At 71.6% G+C, this 17179-nt stretch carries 16 protein-coding genes and 1 pseudogene; 9 read left to right on the top strand and 8 right to left on the bottom strand.

Going from position 1 to position 17179, the window contains the following annotated elements; genetic code table 11:
* Positions 1-35 precede the first annotated feature (35 nt).
* The 3 genes from SY2F82_RS34460 (at position 36) to SY2F82_RS34450 (ending at position 4199) form a co-directional block, all read left to right on the top strand.
* A complete protein-coding gene (locus tag SY2F82_RS34460) occupies positions 36-728 on the top strand; it encodes a response regulator transcription factor (RefSeq protein ID WP_200423000.1) in 693 nt (230 codons plus the stop codon).
* Positions 725-2551: a HAMP domain-containing sensor histidine kinase gene (locus tag SY2F82_RS34455; RefSeq protein WP_200422999.1), complete on the top strand. Its 1827-nt coding sequence runs from the start codon at positions 725-727 to the stop codon at positions 2549-2551. Before SY2F82_RS34460 ends, SY2F82_RS34455 begins: the two co-directional genes overlap by 4 nt.
* 160 nt (positions 2552-2711) lie before the next feature.
* Entirely contained in the window at positions 2712-4199 is a 1488-nt protein-coding gene (locus SY2F82_RS34450) for an FGGY-family carbohydrate kinase (RefSeq protein WP_200422998.1), read from the top strand.
* Positions 4200-4246: 47 nt separating this feature from the next.
* On the opposite strand, the gene SY2F82_RS34445 is transcribed toward SY2F82_RS34450, so the two are convergent.
* Positions 4247-5449 (bottom strand): ABC transporter substrate-binding protein, encoded by a 1203-nt coding sequence (locus SY2F82_RS34445; protein WP_200422997.1) that lies wholly within the window; start codon positions 5447-5449, stop codon positions 4247-4249.
* A 385-nt stretch (positions 5450-5834) separates the two neighbouring features.
* Between SY2F82_RS34445 and SY2F82_RS34440 the strand changes: the two genes are divergently transcribed.
* The 4 genes and pseudogenes from SY2F82_RS34440 (at position 5835) to SY2F82_RS34425 (ending at position 9270) form a co-directional block, all read left to right on the top strand.
* Positions 5835-6695, top strand: a complete 861-nt coding sequence (locus tag SY2F82_RS34440) for a cache domain-containing protein (protein WP_236041965.1) — start codon at positions 5835-5837, stop codon at positions 6693-6695.
* Positions 6696-7052: 357 nt separating this feature from the next.
* A pseudogene (locus SY2F82_RS34435) lies at positions 7053-7337 on the top strand (LysE/ArgO family amino acid transporter); the annotation flags it as partial.
* 126 nt (positions 7338-7463) lie between these two features.
* Complete coding sequence (locus SY2F82_RS34430; protein WP_200422996.1) at positions 7464-8771, top strand: MFS transporter; 1308 nt, start codon at positions 7464-7466, stop codon at positions 8769-8771.
* Between the two features lie 109 nt (positions 8772-8880).
* Positions 8881-9270 carry a DUF6479 family protein gene (locus tag SY2F82_RS34425; protein ID WP_200422995.1) on the top strand — a complete coding sequence of 130 codons (390 nt, stop codon included), beginning with the start codon at positions 8881-8883 and terminating at the stop codon, positions 9268-9270.
* A 32-nt stretch (positions 9271-9302) separates the two neighbouring features.
* Here the strand turns inward: SY2F82_RS34425 and SY2F82_RS34420 are convergent, their stop codons facing one another.
* The 3 genes from SY2F82_RS34420 to SY2F82_RS34410 form a co-directional block, all read right to left on the bottom strand.
* Positions 9303-10274: an ATP-dependent DNA ligase gene (locus SY2F82_RS34420; RefSeq protein ID WP_200422994.1), complete on the bottom strand. Its 972-nt coding sequence runs from the start codon at positions 10272-10274 to the stop codon at positions 9303-9305.
* A 130-nt stretch (positions 10275-10404) separates the two neighbouring features.
* Positions 10405-12126: a phospholipid carrier-dependent glycosyltransferase gene (locus SY2F82_RS34415; RefSeq protein ID WP_200423135.1), complete on the bottom strand. Its 1722-nt coding sequence runs from the start codon at positions 12124-12126 to the stop codon at positions 10405-10407.
* 334 nt (positions 12127-12460) lie between these two features.
* Positions 12461-12961 (bottom strand): hypothetical protein, encoded by a 501-nt coding sequence (locus tag SY2F82_RS34410; protein WP_200422993.1) that lies wholly within the window; start codon positions 12959-12961, stop codon positions 12461-12463.
* Between the two features lie 228 nt (positions 12962-13189).
* On the opposite strand from SY2F82_RS34410, the gene SY2F82_RS34405 reads away from it, so the two are divergent.
* Positions 13190-13720, top strand: coding sequence for a hypothetical protein (locus SY2F82_RS34405; protein WP_200423134.1), 531 nt, complete (start codon positions 13190-13192; stop codon positions 13718-13720).
* A gap of 30 nt (positions 13721-13750) precedes the next feature.
* Here the strand turns inward: SY2F82_RS34405 and SY2F82_RS34400 are convergent, their stop codons facing one another.
* Both SY2F82_RS34400 and SY2F82_RS34395 read right to left on the bottom strand, forming a co-directional pair.
* Positions 13751-14206, bottom strand: coding sequence for a hypothetical protein (locus SY2F82_RS34400; RefSeq protein WP_200422992.1), 456 nt, complete (start codon positions 14204-14206; stop codon positions 13751-13753).
* 56 nt (positions 14207-14262) lie between these two features.
* Positions 14263-15129: an alpha/beta fold hydrolase gene (locus tag SY2F82_RS34395; protein ID WP_200422991.1), complete on the bottom strand. Its 867-nt coding sequence runs from the start codon at positions 15127-15129 to the stop codon at positions 14263-14265.
* Between the two features lie 90 nt (positions 15130-15219).
* Here SY2F82_RS34395 and SY2F82_RS34390 point away from each other — a divergent pair, with 90 nt between their 5' ends.
* Positions 15220-15678, top strand: a complete 459-nt coding sequence (locus tag SY2F82_RS34390) for a MarR family winged helix-turn-helix transcriptional regulator (RefSeq protein ID WP_200422990.1) — start codon at positions 15220-15222, stop codon at positions 15676-15678.
* Positions 15679-16141: 463 nt separating this feature from the next.
* Here SY2F82_RS34390 and SY2F82_RS34385 read toward each other — a convergent pair whose 3' ends face one another.
* Positions 16142-16402: a hypothetical protein gene (locus SY2F82_RS34385; protein WP_200422989.1), complete on the bottom strand. Its 261-nt coding sequence runs from the start codon at positions 16400-16402 to the stop codon at positions 16142-16144.
* Between the two features lie 161 nt (positions 16403-16563).
* On the bottom strand, positions 16564-16956 hold the full coding sequence (locus SY2F82_RS34380; protein WP_200422988.1) for a helix-turn-helix transcriptional regulator: 393 nt from the start codon (positions 16954-16956) through the stop codon (positions 16564-16566).
* Positions 16957-17179 lie beyond the last annotated feature (223 nt).

Here is a 17179-nt window from a genome sequence, read left to right as displayed (position 1 = left end):
GCCGTCCACGGTTCGTTGCGCCTAGCATCGGCCGCGTGTGCGCACATGTGCTGGTCGCCGAGGACGACGAGATGCAGGCCGAGCTGATACGTCTCTCGCTGGTGCGGGAGGGCCACACCGCTACCGTGGTCCACGACGGCGGGACCGCCCTCGAGGCGGTCCGGCGGCACCGGCCCGACCTCGTCGTCCTCGATCTGATGCTGCCGGTGATCGACGGATTCGGCGTGTGCCGGGTGCTGCGCCGCGACGACGACATCCCCGTGCTGATGCTCACGGCCCGCTCCACCGAGGACGACGTCCTGCTCGGCCTGGAGCTCGGCGCGGACGACTACATGACCAAGCCCTACAGCCCGCGCGAGTTGATGGCCCGCATCCGCACGGTGCTCAGGCGCAGCGGACGCCAGAGCGCCGACCAGCAGCACGCCGTGTGGGCGGCGGGCATCTCCATCGACCCGGTCAGGCACGAGGTGCTGTGCGACGGCGAGCCCGTCAACTGCACCCCGGGCGAATACGAGATTCTCCTCGCCATGGTCTCCGAACCCGACCGGGTCTTCTCCCGGCGGCAGTTGCTGCAGTGCACCCGCGGCATCGACCGGGCCTCCACCGAACGCGCGATCGATGTGCACATCATGAACCTGCGCAAGAAGATCGAGCCCGACCCGCGCCGTCCGATGCGGCTGCTGACCGTGTTCGGCGTCGGGTACAAGCTCAGCGGAGAGCGCGGGTGAGCCGTGGCATACCGCTGCGCAAGAGCCTCCTCGTCCGGCTGATGGTCACCTCGGTGCTCATCGCCATGTGCTCGGTGGCGGCCACCGCGTGGCTGGCGGTGCAGACCACCACCCGAGCCATCCAGGAGGAACAGGGCCGGGCACTCGCCGACGACACGGAGATCCTGCGGCAGTTGAGCGGATACGCCGCCACGCACACCGACTGGTCCGGCGTCGAGGCCACCGTACGCGCGCTGTCCGCCCGCACCCGCCGGCGCATCGCCCTGACCACGCCCGACCGGGTCCTGATCGCCGACTCCGCGCGCCACGGCACCTCCCTGCCGCCGCAGGCCGCCGCCACCGTCGACCCGCTGCGCACCGACACGTACTCGGAACCCGGGGCGCAGCTGAGCGGCATCGATCCCCGGGCGGTGGGACCGTACCGGCTGACGGCGAACGAGCGTGCACGGGTGCGGAAGCTCGCCCTGGTGCGGCAGGCGTGCTACCGGCGCGGCGGCTACGAGGCGACGCTCGAGACCGCGCCGAGCGGCCGGTCCGTGCTGACGGGCGCGGACGGAGCCGATTCCGACGCCCATGTGTCGGCCGAGTGCGCCGACGGAAGGCTGAACACCCCGACGCCCACCGAGGAGAAGGCCATTGCCGCAGTGACGAGCCTGGTCGGGGCGTGTCTGAAGCGGGAGGGTATGCTCTGGCAGTTGCCCCTCTCGGTGGCTTTCACCGTCAAGGGCGTCGAACTGAGCTACCTCCCCGCCAGGAAGGCGGGGAACGCGCGGCCCACGGCGGCGGAACCCAAGGGCGGCGACTGCATCGCCCAGGCCCGTCGCCGGCAACTCGACCCCTACGTCGCTCCGGCGGCCGAACTGTTCCTCGGCACCGGCGGCGGCACCCTGCCCCGCTTCGACATGTCGCCCGCCAACAAGGCCAAGGTCGTCGCGGTGACCGGACTCGTCCTCGCCCTGACCGTGGCCGTCACCGCCGTTGTCGCCACCCGGCTCGTACGACCGCTGCGTGCGCTCACCCATGCCGCACAGCAGCCGCCCGACCGGCACGTCCGCGTGCCCGTCACCACCCGCGACGAGACCGGGATCCTCGCCGAGGCGTTCAACGCGCTGACCGAGCGCCGCGAACGTCTCGAGGCGCAGCGCAGGGCGATGGTCAGTGATGTCGCCCATGAGCTTCGCACCCCGCTCACCAACATCCGCGGCTGGCTGGAAGTGACCCGCGACGGCGCCGTCGCCCCCGACGCCGAACTGCTGGCCTCGCTGCACGAGGAGGCCCTGATCCTGCAGCGGGTCATCGACGACCTCCAGGACCTCGCCGCGGCCGACGCGGGCACCCTGCGGCTGCACCGCGAACCCGTCCGCGCCGCCGAACTCCTCGCCCAGGTGGCCGCCGCCCACAAGGTCGCCGCCGACACCGCCGGGATCCGCCTGGTCACCCGGGTGGACGGCGACCCGTGGCTGGACGCCGACCCCGTCCGGATGCGGCAGGCGCTCGGGAACCTGGTCTCCAACGCGATCCGCCACACCCCGGCCGACGGCGTGATCACGATCGTCGCCCGCGCGGAGGACGCAAGTACGGTCTTCGAGGTCGCCGACACCGGCAGCGGGATCGCACCCGAGGACCTGCCTCACGTCTTCGACCGGTTCTGGCGAGCGGAGAAGTCCCGCAGCCGGCGCACCGGCGGCAGCGGTCTCGGACTCCCCATCGTCCGCCAGCTCACCACGGCCCACGGCGGAACCGTCACGGTCACCTCAGAGGTCGGCACCGGCTCGGTCTTCACCCTGCGGCTGCCGGCGACGCCCGCACCCGCGGACGTCTGACCCGGCCGCGCAGACGCCGACACGCCCCTTCTGCGGGGTCCTCCTGGGCCGACGCCACGCCGCTGAGCCCCGGCTTCTCCCGTTCGACCGGTGATCGGCGGCGAAGCGGGGAACGATGTCCCGGGAAGTGCGATGTCTCGATGCGGGAGGACGGGAACGCATGACGGTGCTCGGTGTCGACATCGGAACGTCCAGCGGCAAAGGGGTGCTGGTCGACGAGGACGGAACGGTTCTGCGCACGGCCACGCGCCCGCACACGGTCAGCCGTCCCACACCCGGCCATGTCGAGATGGACCCGCGCGTCTGGTGGGACGAGTTCGTCTCACTCGCCCATGAACTGCTGGCTCCCGGCACCGTCGTGGACGCGGTCGGCGTCAGCGGCATGGGCCCCTGCGTCGCCCTCGCCGACGACACGGACACCCCGCTGCACCCGGCGATCCTCTACGGCGTCGACACCCGCGCCACCGCTCAGATCGCCCGTCTGAACGCCGAGTTGGGCCGCGACGCCGTCCTGCGTCGCTGCGGATCCCTGCTGTCCACCCAGGCGGTGGGCCCCAAGATCGCCTGGCTCGCGGAGCACCGCCCCGATGTCGCCGCCCGCGCGCGGCGGCTGTACATGCCCAGCTCCTACCTGGTCAACCGGCTCACCGGCCGCTACGTCCTCGACCACCACTCGGCGAGCCAGTCCGTGCCGCTGTACGACTCCAACGCCCAGGACTGGTACCGGCCCTGGGCGCGCCGCATCGCACCGGACCTGGAGTTGCCGCCCCTGCGCTGGCCCGGTGACATCGCCGGCCAGGTGACCGCCGACGCGGCCGCGGCCACCGGCCTCCCTGCCGGCATCCCGGTCGTCACGGGGACGATCGACGCCTGGTCGGAGGCGCTGAGCGTCGGCGCCCAGCACACCGGCGACCTGATGCTCATGTATGGCAGCACCATGTTCCTCATCAACACCGTGTCGGAGCGGCTGCTCGTGCCCGAACTGTGGAGCACCGTCGGCGCGTTGCCGGGAACGCGCAGCCTCGCGGGCGGTATGGCCACCTCCGGGGTGATCACCGACTGGCTGCGGGACCTGCTCGGGGAGGGCGACCCGGACGCCTTGCTCGCCGAGGCAGAGGCGTCCGGAGCCGGCGCCGGGGGCCTGCTGATGCTGCCCTACTTCGCGGGGGAGCGGACCCCGGTCGCCGACCCGGACGCCCGGGGAGTGATCGCCGGACTGACCGTGGAGCACACCCGCGGCGACCTCTACCGCGCCGCGCTGGAGGCCACCGCGTTCGGCGTACGGCACAACGTGGAGGCGATGCGCGCCGCCGGTGCCGACATCCGCCGGGTGGTCGCCGTCGGCGGAGGCACCCGCGGCGGCCTGTGGACCCGTATCGTCTCCGATGTCACCGGCCTCGAACAGGAGATCAGGACCGTCACGCTCGGCGCCAGCTACGGTGCCGCGTTCCTGGCGGCGAGCGCGATCGGTGAGACCGACATCGACAGCTGGAACCCGGTGCGCGAGCGCGTCGCTCCCGACACCGGCCTGCGGTCCCGCTACGACGACCTCTACGACCTGTATCTGCGGCTGTACCCGGCGACCCGTGACATCGGGCATGCGCTCGCCCGTCACCAGCGCGCGACCGCGAAAGCCCCACCGGCGTGAGGTCCGCCGCGCCGAGGCGGCACGACGGACGCCCTTCAGAGCCCCGCTCAGCCCTTGATCTCGGTCCAGGCCTGCACCCACTTCGCGTACGGCACGCACTTGACGTCCGTACGTCCGTCGAGGCACTGCTCGATGGGCGTCGTCCAGAACGCGATGTCCTTCCAGTAGCTCTCGTCGGTGGCGTGGAAGGTGTCGCAGAAGGCAGGGTCGCTGGTCTGGTCGCAGGACTTGATGTTGGCGGGCGCCTCGCCGTAGTACTCGGCGACCTCCGCGTTGACCTTCGGGGAGATGATCCAGTTCATCCATTTGTAGGCGCAGTTGGGGTGCTTCGCCTTGGCCGAGAGCATCCAGGTGTCGGACCAGCCCGTGGCGCCCTCCTGCGGCAGCACGGCCTTCACCTTGGCGCCCTCGCTCTGGGCGAGGTTGGCGATGACCTGCCAGGTGGTGCCGATGACGGAGTCGCCGCTCTTGAAGGCGGCGATCTCCTTCAGGTAGTCGCTCCAGTACTCGCCCACGTTGGCGCGCTGCCGCTTCAGCAGGTCGACGGCCGCCTCGAACTGCTTCTGGTCGAGCGCGTAGGGGTTCTCGATGCCGAGCCCGGGCTGGGTCTCCTTCAGGTACAGAGCCGCGTCCGCGATGTAGATCGGGGAGTCGTAAGCGGTCAGGTGACCCTTGTACTTGGCCGCGTCGTCGAAGACCGCGGACCAGGAGACGGGGGCGGGCGAGACCTCCTTGGTGTTGTACATCAGCAGGTTCGCGCCGCGGCCGTGGGGGATGCCGTACGCCGTGCCGTCGACCGAGTTCCAGTTCTGGTTCTTCAGTCCGAAGAAGACGTCCTTGTAGTTGGGCACCAGGTCCGTGTTCACCGGGGCCGCCTCGCCGGAGGCGATGAGCCTGAGGGAGGCGTCGCCCGAAGCGGAGACGGCGTCATAGGCGCCGGTCTTCATCAGTTTGACCATCTCGTCCGAGCTGGCCGCCACTTTGTTGTGGACTTGACATCCTGTCTGCTTTTCGAAGGGGGTGACCCAATCCGCCTTCGGGTCCGAGGACCCGTCCTCGACATACCCCGCCCAGGAGATCAGATTCACCTGCCCCTCCGTCCGGCCCAGTTCCGACTGTGCCTTCAGGTCCGGAGGGTTGAAGCCGGCCGAGGAGGACGACGCGCTCGACTCGGCGAACAATCCGCAGGCACTCACGAGCAGAAGGGAACAGGCGGCGGCCGTCGTTTTGAAGGATCTGTTCAGACGCAAGGAAGTCTCCACGGGTGTGGGGGAGTGGGGGGAATCGGGGGTGAAAGTGTGACGGTGGGTGACAGTGGGTGCGCGGGCATACAGGATGCGACGCGGACGAGCGGCACGGCGGTGGGGTCGCGCACCGCGCCCGCATGGGGCCGGCGTGATGACAGGGGCGGCTCCGGTCGCCACAGGGTGCGGTGGTCCACGGACAATGCTCCAGGTCGCGGGCGGGTCGGTGGCCCTGCCCAGGGTTCGCCCGCAGGCCGGGGTGGTGCCTTCGGGCGACGGTGTGGCCAACACCTTACGGAGCGTCGCCGTCCGGTTCAACTTCTGGAGGGGCGATAAAGTTGACGCTGAGTCAAGATGCGGCGAGGCGAATCGGACGTATACGGTCGCGGTCATGTCCGACTCCCTGAAGCAGCCCGGCTCCTCGCCCTGCCTCGTCCCGTCCCCCGCCCCGACGGGTCCGAGCACGGCCGCGAGCCTCGGTAGCAGCCGTACGGGCGCGGCTACCGCACTCCTCGATCCGGTCACGGACAAGGGTGTCGCGGCCAGGGTGCGCGGCACCCTGGAGGCCGTCTTCGACACCGTCGCCCAGGTCCGCGCCGACACCACGGCGCTGCTGACCCGCATCGGCGCCCGGGGCCGCCGTCCGGCGACCGCCGACCTCGCGGCGCTGCGCCCCGGGCTGCATCTCCACCTCGCCCGGCAGGAGCTGGTCTCCGGGGTGGGCTTCATCGCGGCACCCGGTCTGCTCACCGACGTCCCGGCCTGGCTTGAGTGGTGGCAGACCCGCGCCGACGGCTCGGTACGCCCGCTGCTGCTCGATCTGGACCCGCGGCAGTCGGCGTACTCCGACTACACGCACTGGGACTGGTTCGCCCTGCCCCGCGACACCGGCCGCCGCGCGGTCGCCGGGCCCTACGTCGACTACCTCTGCTCCGACGAGTACAGCCTGACCCTGTCCGCGCCGGTCCACGTCGAGGGCCGCTTCGCCGGGGTCGCCGCCGCCGACGTGTATCTGCGGCACTTCGAGGCGGCCGTGATGCCCCTGCTGCGACGGCTGCCCGCACCTGCCCACCTGGTCAACGCCCGCGGCCGGGTGGCGGCTTCGGCCGACCCGGCCCACCTGGTCGGCTCCCTGACCAAGGGCCCCGACTTCGGAGCCCTCCTCGCCGACGCGCGACCGGGCCGCCACCAGGGGCTGCGGCTCGTGCCGTGCGACGACATCCCGCTCGTCCTCGTCGTGGCGGAGGGCTGACGGGGCTGCTGCCCGACGCGTCAGCCCGTAGGGACTGTCTTTCGGATCAGCTCGGCGTCGCGGGCCCTGGCAAGCACTCCCCCACTGCCTTGACGGCGCGGGGGCACCTCAGCGGCGTTGTCGTCACTCGCCGACTCCCCACGCTCGAACACGCTCGCCCGGGGGCCCCATCGCGTCACCCGCCGCGGTAGCGGCTGATGTCACAGCCTCCTCCGCCTCGCAGCTGCACGCACCAGACCCCGCTCGGCTGGGCCGAAAAGGTCCGTTCCTCACGGCCGACCTGATCCGAAAGCCAGGCCCTGGCCCAGCGCCTCCTCGGCCGCGGCCGCCGGCGCGGGCGAGTCCAGCTTCCACTGAAGGAGGCGTGCGGTCCTCACCTGCCTGGCGATGACCTGGCTCAATCCGCACATCTACCTCGACACCGTCTTTCTGCTCGGTTCCATCGCGGCCGACCACGGCGCGCCGCGCTGGACCTTCGGTCTCGGCGCGGCCCTGGCCCGCCTGTGCTGGTTCGCCTCGCTCGGCGTCGGCGCCCGGCTGCTCGCCCGCCTCCTGTCCCGCCCGTCCCCCTGGCGCGTCCTGGACGGCCTGGTGGCGGCGACGATGATCGCGACCGGCGGCATGCTCGTCGCCGGCGCCTGAGGCGCGGCCGTTCCCCGCCCGCCGAGGCCGCAGGAGCAGGCGGCAGGAGCGACCCGGGTGTCCGTCCGTCGCGCGGATCGGTGATAGTGAACCGGGAATTGAAACGTGTACGAGGCAAGGAAGCCCGTGGACACGAACGAGAGCACGACCGACAGCGGAGCGGCCCCGCACGAGGGCCCGCAACGGGCACAGGCCATGGCTCGCGGCTGGCGGCGCTGGGCGATGGACACCCGCCCGCTGCGCCGCCCCGCCTACCGCCGCCTGTGGTCCTCGACGATCGTCACGGCGGTCGGCAGCCAGCTCACCGCTGTCGCCGTGCCCAAGCAGATCTACGACATCACGGGCTCGTCGGCGTGGGTGGGGTACGCGAGCCTCGTCGGCCTGCTGCCGCTCGCGCTCTTCGCACTGTGGGGCGGCGCCATCGCCGACAGCATGGACCGCCGCAGGCTGCTGCTGATCACCAACTCCGGCCTCGCCGTCACCTCAGTGCTCTTCTGGGTGCAGGCCGCCACCGGCCTGCGATCGGTCGTCGTCCTGATGGTGCTGCTCGCCCTCCAGCAGGCCTTCTTCGGCCTCAACTCCCCGGCTCGCAACGCTTCCATCGCCCGTCTCGTCCCGGCGGATGAACTCCCCGCGGCCAACGCCCTCGGCTCCACCGTCATGCAGACCGGCCTGGTGGCCGGACCCCTCCTCGCCGGCGCACTGATCCCCGTGATCGGCCTGTCCGAGCTGTACCTGATCGACGCCCTCGCCCTGTGCGTCACGGTGTGGGCGGTCGTCCGGCTCCCCGCCCTGCCGCCCCAGGCGGCCGCGGCGAACAGCCGGGCGGGCTGGCAGGCGATCGCCGAGGGCTTCCGCTACATCTCCCTCCACAAGGTGCTGCTGTTGTCCTTCCTCGCCGACATCATCGCCATGGTGCTCGGCATGCCCCGCGCCCTGTTCCCACAGCTCGCCGCGCAGACGTTCGCGCCCTACGGGGAGGGCCTGGCGCTCGGCCTGCTGTTCGCCGCCATCCCCATCGGAGCGGTGCTCGGCGGCCTGCTGTCCGGCACGTTCTCCCGCGCCCGCCGCCACGGCCTCATGGTGATCGCAGCGGTGATCGGCTGGGGCGCGGCCATCACCGGCCTCGGCCTGACCACGAACCTCTGGGTGGCCGTCGCGTTCCTGGCGCTCGCCGGCGTGGCCGACATGGTCTCCATGGTCTTCCGCGGCGCGATCCTGCTGTCGGCGGCCACCGACGAGATGCGCGGCCGGATGCAGGGCGTGTTCACGGTCGTCGTGGCGGGCGGACCACGCCTCGCCGACGCGCTCCACGGCACCGCCGGCTCGGTCCTCGGCGCTCGCGCCGCCATCGCGGGCGGCGGCCTGCTGGTCATCGTGGCGACCCTGGTCCTGGCCCTGGCGACGCCCGCACTGCGCACGTACCGGATCTGAATCCGAAATCCGCGCCCCATACACGTCACCGGTAATTGCACAGTGATTTACAGGTTGACCAGGAAATACTCTCCGCGCGCATTCCCTTCGCCCGGGGTATCGTCAACATATGAATACGGTGGGCTTTGCAATACAGGCTGCTGCTCGCGATGACCGCGTCGCTTCCCAGTGGACGCTCAGCGTGTTCTTCATCCTCGTGGGCGTGATCGTCGCCGGAGCGCTGATCTGGGCGGTCCGGCTCGGCATGTCCGTCCGCGACCGGGAACCCGCACCGCCCCGCCCCGAGGAGCACCCACACCTGCCCGACGGCGGACCGGTCCTGGAGGAGCGCGAGGTCCGGGAGCCCGAGGAGATGCCGATCGCTGGACAGGAGAGCGACCGGCTCATGCCCTACCAGCTCCACCACGCGGCCTCCAGGCGGTGCGGCGATCAGCACCGCAAGCGCTGGCTGCCGGGTTCCAGCGGCGGCTTCGGCAGCGGCGGCCCCGGCCACGTGTGAGCCGGACGCCGACCACCTCGCCGCAGGTCCCGTCAGGGCAGGTCGGCCGCCGCGTCCTCCGGCGCCAGGTCCGGGCGCAGCCGCAGCCATGAGGCCTGTCGGAGCAGCCCCGACCGGGTGCGTGTGCTGTAGCGGACCTCGCCGACGAGTCTCGGCAGGACCCAGCGGGCCCCCGCCACCCGCGGATCCCGCTCGAACGGACACCGCGAGGTCTTCACCGCCTCCAGCAGCCGGGCGAGTTCGGCCCGCTCGCCCTCGCTCCAGCCGGTGCCCACCCGCCCGACGTAGCGCAGCCGTCCGGCCTCGGCCCGCTGCCCCACCAGCAGCGCCCCGGGCAGTCCCCGCAGCCGTCCCTGGCCGGGCAGCCAGCCGCCGACGATCACATCGACGGCTCGCACATTGCGGATCTTGATCCAGGCACGGGACCGCACCCCCGGCTCGTAGACCGAGTCGAGCCGCTTGCACACCAGCCCCTCCAGACCCGCCTCCCGGGTCGCCTCCAGCGCCCGCGCCCCGTGGCCGACGATCGCGCCCGGCGTCGACCAGTACGCACCGGCCAGCGCCAGCCCCTCCAGCAGCTGGCGCCGTCGGGCGTAGGCGAGCGCCAGAAGGCGCTCGCCGCGCAGGAACATGACGTCGAACAGCACCAGGTGCACCGGGATCTGCGCCGCGCGGCGCGCCGCCAGCACGGGGGAGTGGGCGAGGCCCATCCGGGACTGCAGTCGCTGGAAGTCACCGCGCCCCCGCTCGTCGAGCGCCACCACCTCGCCGTCCAGCACGGCGGCCGTGGCGCCCAGGACGCCGCCCAGCGGCCGCAGTTCGGGGTACGCGCCGGTGATCACCTCGCCCGAGCGGGCCCGCAGCTCGAGGCTGCCGTCGCCGGGCAGATAGACGACCACCCGCTGGCCGTCCTGTTTCGTCTCGTACGCCCACTGTGCGTCCTGCCCGGCGGGCGGCAGAGTGCCGGGGCAGGCGAGCATGGGGGCGATCAGCGGCAGTCTCACGGGTCAGTTGTGGACACCGCCGCACACCCTCACGCGTCCCGGCCGTGCGATTTCCCCCGAACGGGGCCCCGCTGTTCGGATCGGGTCGGCTGTAAGGGCCCAGGGTCTTTCGTCGTCCGGACGAGAGGCTTCAGGGCCGCCGGAAGATCGTGATGGAGTGACCGACGTCGTCGATCGCCCTGCTGCCGCGGAGCAGCTGCTTCAGCCGGGCATCGGCCTTGACGATCGACGTGTCGGAGACGACGAGCAGCCCGTGCACCCGGTTCGGAGGCACCTTCAGCGGGTCGCGCCCGTGGACGCCGTACCAGGAGGGCACACCGCTGCCCTTGTAGACGAGCCAGACGCTCTTCTCGTCCGGGTACCGCTCGCGCAGCCGGTCCGCCAGCCGTCCGAGGTCCTGACCCCAGTCGACGTTCGAGTCGTGCAGCCTGAGATACGTCTTCTTCGGCCCGCCGAACGCCTCGTTGGAGTACGGCAGATAGTACGGGTACGTCCGCACCGAACTGACCGCCACGAACGCGACCAGGGCCGCCGTCACCGCGTACACCCACCGCCGCCGCAGCGCGAGCACACAGCCCGCCGCGACGGCCAGGAACACCGGAACGAAGATCGCGTAACGCACCCCGAGGTCGCGTGAGCCCTGCATGGCCGCGGCCAGCAGCACCCCCGGCACGAGCAGCACATACGGGACGGCCGGGCGCAGCCGGGGCACCACCGCCATGGCCACCGCCCCGCCGAGCCACAGCGCCAGCATGCCGAGCGGCGTCTTCACCAGCAGCGCGGCCGGCAGGTAGTACCACCGGTTGCCGGTGTAGAGCCGGCCGAACAGATAGCCGCGCCACTGCGCGCTCTCGAACCCGAACTGGATCCGCATCCCGTCGCGGTACGGCTCCGGGAACGGCAGCGCGTGGACGAGCAGGGCGCCCGGACCGTGCACCGCGGGCGTGTGCGCGGGGGTCGTCCACCGCAGCCGGGGATCGACGACGAGATAGACGGCCCACACGACGGCCACGAGTACCAGCGCGACCCCGACGGCTGCCGCCCCGGCACGCGCCGCACGCCGCGAACGGGCCACGCCGGCGCCCTGTGCCTGCCAGTACGACCACCCGGCCAGCACCAGCAGCACCGGCACCGCGGGCAGCGTGCTCATCTTCGTGGCCACGGCCGCCCCGGTCGCCACCCCGGCGAGCGGCAGATACGGCAGCGCCCGCCGCCGCGCCCGCCACACCATCCAGGCCGCCGTCACCACGAAGCCCGCCGCGGGCACGTCCAGGGTGGCCAGGGAGCCGTTCGTGATCAGGTCGGGCGAGAACGCGTACAGGGCCAGCGCCGCCAACCCGCCGACGCAGCCGGTCAGTTCGCGGGCGAAACCGAACACCACGAGCCCGAACAGCAGCGTCACCACCATCACCGGCAGCCGGGCCCAGAACATCACCCGCCACGGGTCGTTGCCCGACGCGTACGGCAGCCGCCGCCCCAACTCTCCCTGATCGCCCCGGAAGCCGGGGTCGAGGTGCGGGTGTGCGAAGACCGTGCCGGTCGCGATGATCAGTTTGCCGAGCGGGGGGTGCTCCGGGTTGAAGCGCAGACTGTGCTCGCGCAGGTACACGACGGCCGTGCCGACGTACACGGGCTCGTCGATGGTGGGGGTCTGCCGCACCGCGGTGGTGGTCATGGCGAACGCCATCTGGACCAGCAGCGCGCACACCGCGAGCACGAGCAGCGGCCGCCGGTGCCGCCGCATCGCCGCCCGGCGACCCGGGCCTGCGGCGTCCGCCCCTGAGGGAGTGCCGGCCGGTTCCCGGGGACCGCCGCCGTCGGACGTGACGGACGGCTGCTGGTCGTGCGTCATCGTCCGCGCCCCCGGGTCGTACGTCGCGTCCGAGCCGTCCGCGCCCCTGCATGCTGCCATGACCCTTGCTACGTCGACACGGCATGACCTTGCTCAATCGTGCGCGTGTCGTGTTCGGAAGGACGTGGATGCGCGCACGCCGCCCCGGCCGACCGTGCGGATCACGGAGGCGGGCGGCTCCCCTGCCGCGAATGCCCGAAACCGGAGCGCCCAGGGGGCAATTCCCGTGCCGCAATGGGTTGTCATTGCCCCGGCGGCGTATTGCGCAGTGTGTCGCCGAACCGACTCACGGGCGGTGCGGTCGGCCGAAAATCAGCCGGAGCCGTGTGCCCGGTCACGGGCGGGCGTACTCCTCCCGGACGACGGCGGCGAGTTGGGCGAGGGCCTCCTCGGCGCGGGTGCGGTCGGCGGCGTCGAGCACCGCCAGCGCGTCCGCCGCGACCTCCCGGACGCGCTGGGGCACCTCGTCCAGGGCCGCCATCCGATAGGCGAGGGTGCGCCGCGCGGCACGCTCCTCGCGGGTGACCCCGAGGGGGCCCGTTCGGGGGAAGACCGCGGCCTCGTACGCGGCGACGTGCACCAGCACTCCGTGCGCGATCCCTTCCGCGTAGCCACGCATTCCCGCGTGCCGCCGGGCCGCGGCGAAGTGCGCCAGCGCACGTCGGCGGAAGACCAGGGCGCCGAGTGCGCCCGCCGCGCCCCCGCACACCGCGGTCACGAGGGCGACCCGCGCGCCACCGAAGAGGGCGCCGATCAGGGCACCGCTCGCGGTGGTCAGACAGACCAGCCCGGTGACGAGCAGAAGAAGGGCACGGGCGGGCGTGATCGGGGCCATGACGTGCAGTGTGCCAGCGGCGCGGGGGCCCGGTGCCCGGCCTGTCGTGCACGTGATGTGCGACACGTACGCGATCGCCTTTCCCACGGCCCTGAAGCGATTCATGCTGGGCACGGCTTGATCGGTGATCTAGCCAGGCAAATCCATCGGCCGTCCGATCTTGGTTGCATTTGACACTTTGTTGCGTGCGCGGATAGGAACATGGCCGCGGAAGTGGAGAGGTGGACCGTGCACGAGCCCCATGTGATCGGCGACTGGCAGGAATGCGGGGACGAGCATGCCGGTCTGCGTGTCCGTGTCCACGGACTGGAAAAGGCGGAGCCGCCGCGTGGGCGTGACGATTCGGCCGAAGGCCTCACCTATTTCCGCTTCCGGGTGACCGTGGAAAACCGGTCGGCGGAACCGGTCGGCATCCATCTGGAAGACGGTCAACTCGACGTGCGGACCGGTCCGGACGGCGAGAGCGCATTTCTCGACTGGCGCAACTCGCACTTCATCGAGGGCTTCGACGTCTATCCGCTGCGCCGTGCGACCGCCGTCCTGTACGCCGCCGCCCCGGAATCCGCCCTGAGCCTCGTGGACATCCAGGTCCAGCTGAAGGCGGACGACGAATGGATGGACCGGTATCTGTGGTCCGGCGACATGACCGTCCCGGACGGCCCGCAGGGCACGGCCACCCGCGCCGACGGCATCTCCGAGACCCTGGCCGGCCAGATCAGCACGTTCCTGCGCGAACAGGCGGAGCGCGGCCAGCACTGAGCGCCGGAGGCTCTGGTGCCTGCGGGGGCACTAGCGTCGGACGGAGCGGGCCAGCCACGGCGTGAGCGAGGTGCGCAGGATCAGCTCCTTGTACGTCTCGTCCCCGGGCAGTGGCACGATCAGCCACTGGCCGGGCGGGAAGAACCGCCCCGTCACATAGGCCAGACCGCCGTAGACGGACCGCAGGAACGCCGGGACCACGTCCCGGGGGAGGTCCTCGAAATCCACGTCGTCGACAGTGATCTTCGCGTCGTCGTCGGGGAAGAGCTGGACCGTGACGGCCGGTGAGCCTCCCAGCTCGACGAACGCCTCGTGCGGCAGCGAACCGTCCGGGTCGAGAACCGCGAACGCCCCGGCCGCGGCGCGGTGGGAGGTCTGGTCCGCGCCGATGTCGTGGGTGGCGGTCATCGCCAGGCCGTACTCCTGCGCGATCTCACGTATCGCCGTGACGGCCGACTCGGTGGTGGGCAGATGCGGATGCGTCATGGCCCGTCACGGTAGCGGGTCGCGTCGCCGTGTCGCTCGGCGAAGGGGGACGGCGCTCAGGCGAGGAAGTCGAGGACGAGTCGGTCGATTTCCTCCGCATGGGCGAGAGGCAGCGTGTGATGGGTCGCTGTGGGCAGCACATGGATCCGCGCGTGCGGCGCTCGTTCCCGTACGCGCTCACGGATCGTGCGGGTGTCGTGCGCGCGGCTGCGGGCTGCCAGCACCACCAGCAGCGGAACTGCGGAGCGGCGCAGGAGTTCCGGGCGGGGCGGGCGAGGATCGACGATCTTCGGGACGTATCCGGCCGTGCCGCGAGCGGTCACTTCCAGCCACCCCTCGTCCAGCGTCGTCCCACCCGTCTCCCACTCCAGCAACCCGCGCGCCGCCCGCTCGCCCGGCTTCAGGAACAGCGGCGCGGCCCGCAGCAGGTACTGCGCCCGGTATCCGCCGAAGCAGCGCGTGGGATCCAGAAGCACGGCCCCGCTCACCCGCTGCGGTGCGTGCAGGGCGTAGGTGAGGGTCAGCCAGGCCCCGTACGAGTGCCCGCAGAACGCCGCCCGCTCGATCCCCAGCTCGCGCAGCACCTCGTCCAGCCATGCCATCAGATCGCCGGTGTCGCGCGCCACGCGGCCGTCCGCGATGCTCCGTCCGGCCTGGCCGATGGTGTCCACCGCGTGGATCCGGTACCGCGCGCTGAGCCTCTCGACATCGGCCAGCCAGACCGTCGACGTCGCCCCTCCGCCGGGCAGCAGGACCAGCGCCGGTGCGTCGTGCGGGCCGCAGGAGTTCACGCGCGTCGTCCCGTACGTGGTGGGCACGTCGACGGAGTCGACCGGGACCGGCCAGCTCCCCAGCACGGCGTCGTACGCCGACAGAAAGCGCTCCTCGGCTTCCGGATTGCGGAAACGCGGCGCAGCGGACATGGGACCTCCCCCGGTCGAAGCGGCATTCGAGGCTATCTCACTGAACGATATACTCACTCACTGAGATATCCACCCACGGAAGGGCGCCACGTGGACCACCGGGACCCGCGTCTGCAACTGGTGCACCTGCTGCGCGGCATCACCGTCGAACTCGACCTGCTCGGCGCCGAATTCGCCGCGCGGAACAGCTTGCACCCCACCGATCTGCGCGCACTGATCCACCTGCTCGACTTCGACCGAACGGGGACCGACGCCACGCCCGGTCGGCTGGGTGCGCAGCTGGGACTGAACTCCTCGGCCGTCACGGCCGTCATCGACCGGCTGGAGCGGCGGGGCCTCGTCGACCGCGGACACGACCCGGGCGACCGGCGCCGGGTCCTCCTCACCGTCACCGACCAGGCGACCGACCTCGGTTGGTCCTTCTTCGGTCCGCTGATCAGCAAGCTGGTCGCGGCGGAAGGGGAGTTCGACGAGAACGAACTGGACGCCGTCCGCCGCTTCCTGCGGACGACGCAGTCCGTCCTGGTGGCGGCGCGTCAGGAGAAGTAGCCGCCTGTATCGCCCCCCGGGGCGCACCGCCGGCGAACCGCGGTGCTCCGCCGGCACGCCGGGCGGCCACGACACTCGCGATCAGTGCACCTGGTGCCGCAACAGGCAACGTTCGTTCCGTCGCGACGCCCGGCACTCCCCCAAGCTCTTCGAGCAGGGGGTGCCCCCAGAGCACGCACCGGACGCCGCTCCTTGACGGGCGAACGTCGCCTGCCGCGGCACTAGTCGCCGCGATGCCGCCAGTACCACAACGCGCCGGCCACCAGGGCGCACAGGAAGACCAACGGCATGATCAGGCCGGGGATGCGGGCCGGGCTCATCGGCGTGCCGGGGGAGCGGAGGGACGGCGCGGAGGTGTTGCCATGGCTTGATCGTGCCTCTGTTGGACGTGCGGAACCATGGTCTCGACACTTGGAATTGTGTACGAGCGGGTCCCCGGGCACCCGGCGGCCCGGTGCGCGGCTCACTCGCGGTAGACGGTGAGCACGGCCCCGTTGATCTGGATGCGTTGCGGCGTGGGGCCCTCACCGCGGCGCAGCAGGGCGAGGCACTGGTCGAAGAGGGCCAGTTCCTCCTCGCTGAGCACGGCCGCCGCGAGATCGAGGAGTTCCCCGATGGCGGCGTCGGTGAGGTCGGCCGGCAGTTCGCCGGAGAGCAGGACCACGGATTCTCCCGTCGGTCCCTTGACGATGGCGGTGGTGGGGCCGCCGTGTACGAAGAGCAAAGTTCCCCCCAGAGGACCCGGGGCGTGCGGCTCACGGGGGCCCGGGCAGGAGGAGAGACTAGCGGCGGATCATGCGTGTTCGGGTGGAAGTGACGTCTTCTGGTGCAAGTGACCGGTGGGGCGGCAGTCCGCTCGGCGTACCCCCGCTCGCGCGGTCGCGCTCAGGACGCGTCCGAGGACCGGCCGAGCAGTGACTCGACGAGGGCCGCGACATGGCGCCGGTCCTCGGCCGACAGGCGCTGCACACTCGCGATGAGCACGTCCACTTCGGGGTCCTGTGAGGCCTCCGAGGCGGGCGCCGGTTCGGCGGCGGGGGCGTAGAGGTGGATGCCGCAGGCCTCGGCGGCTGCCCGGCGGATCGTGTCCAACGGCAGACCCAGGCCCTGGGCCAGCCCCTCGAGGGTGGCCGGCTGCGGCATCCGGGCCATGTGCTCCGTCGTGGCGAGGTGGTGCACCGTCGAGCGGGGGATGCCTCCGCGGCGGGCGACGTCGCCGTACGACCAGCGCTCACCGTCCAGCCGGTCGCGGATGATCTGCTGCAGTGCGTTGGCCACCGATGGTCACTTCCTGCTCGCCGCCGGGCGGAACTCTTCCGCGTCGGATCATTCTAGGGGCGACTTGGGTGCACGACGGAAGGTGTTCTCCCGAACCGCTTGCGTCACAGTCGCCTCGGCCCCTAGTGTCCAATCTCGTTGGACAGCCCGTCCGACGGAGTTGGACACGATCCGGGGGGACCTGACCGTGTCCGACGGCACCGCATTGCGAACCCCGAGGGGG

This window comes from Streptomyces sp. Y2F8-2 (genome assembly GCF_014905555.1).
In the GTDB taxonomy this organism is placed as follows: domain Bacteria; phylum Actinomycetota; class Actinomycetes; order Streptomycetales; family Streptomycetaceae; genus Streptomyces; species Streptomyces cynarae.
The sequence above is the reverse complement of the archived record's forward strand: the minus strand, read 5'-3'. Positions and strand labels throughout refer to the sequence as shown.

Excerpts from the sequence above, each read along its gene's own strand:
- SY2F82_RS34450 (WP_200422998.1), top strand. The coding sequence starts at position 2,712 with ATGACGGTGCTCGGTGTCGACATCGGAACGTCCAGCGGCAAAGGGGTG.
- SY2F82_RS34440 (WP_236041965.1), top strand. The coding sequence starts at position 5,835 with ATGTCCGACTCCCTGAAGCAGCCCGGCTCCTCGCCCTGCCTCGTCCCG.
- SY2F82_RS34425 (WP_200422995.1), top strand. The coding sequence starts at position 8,881 with ATGAATACGGTGGGCTTTGCAATACAGGCTGCTGCTCGCGATGACCGC.
- SY2F82_RS34415 (WP_200423135.1), bottom strand. The coding sequence starts at position 12,126 with ATGACGCACGACCAGCAGCCGTCCGTCACGTCCGACGGCGGCGGTCCC.
- SY2F82_RS34410 (WP_200422993.1), bottom strand. The coding sequence starts at position 12,961 with ATGGCCCCGATCACGCCCGCCCGTGCCCTTCTTCTGCTCGTCACCGGG.
- SY2F82_RS34400 (WP_200422992.1), bottom strand. The coding sequence starts at position 14,206 with ATGACGCATCCGCATCTGCCCACCACCGAGTCGGCCGTCACGGCGATA.
- SY2F82_RS34395 (WP_200422991.1), bottom strand. The coding sequence starts at position 15,129 with ATGTCCGCTGCGCCGCGTTTCCGCAATCCGGAAGCCGAGGAGCGCTTT.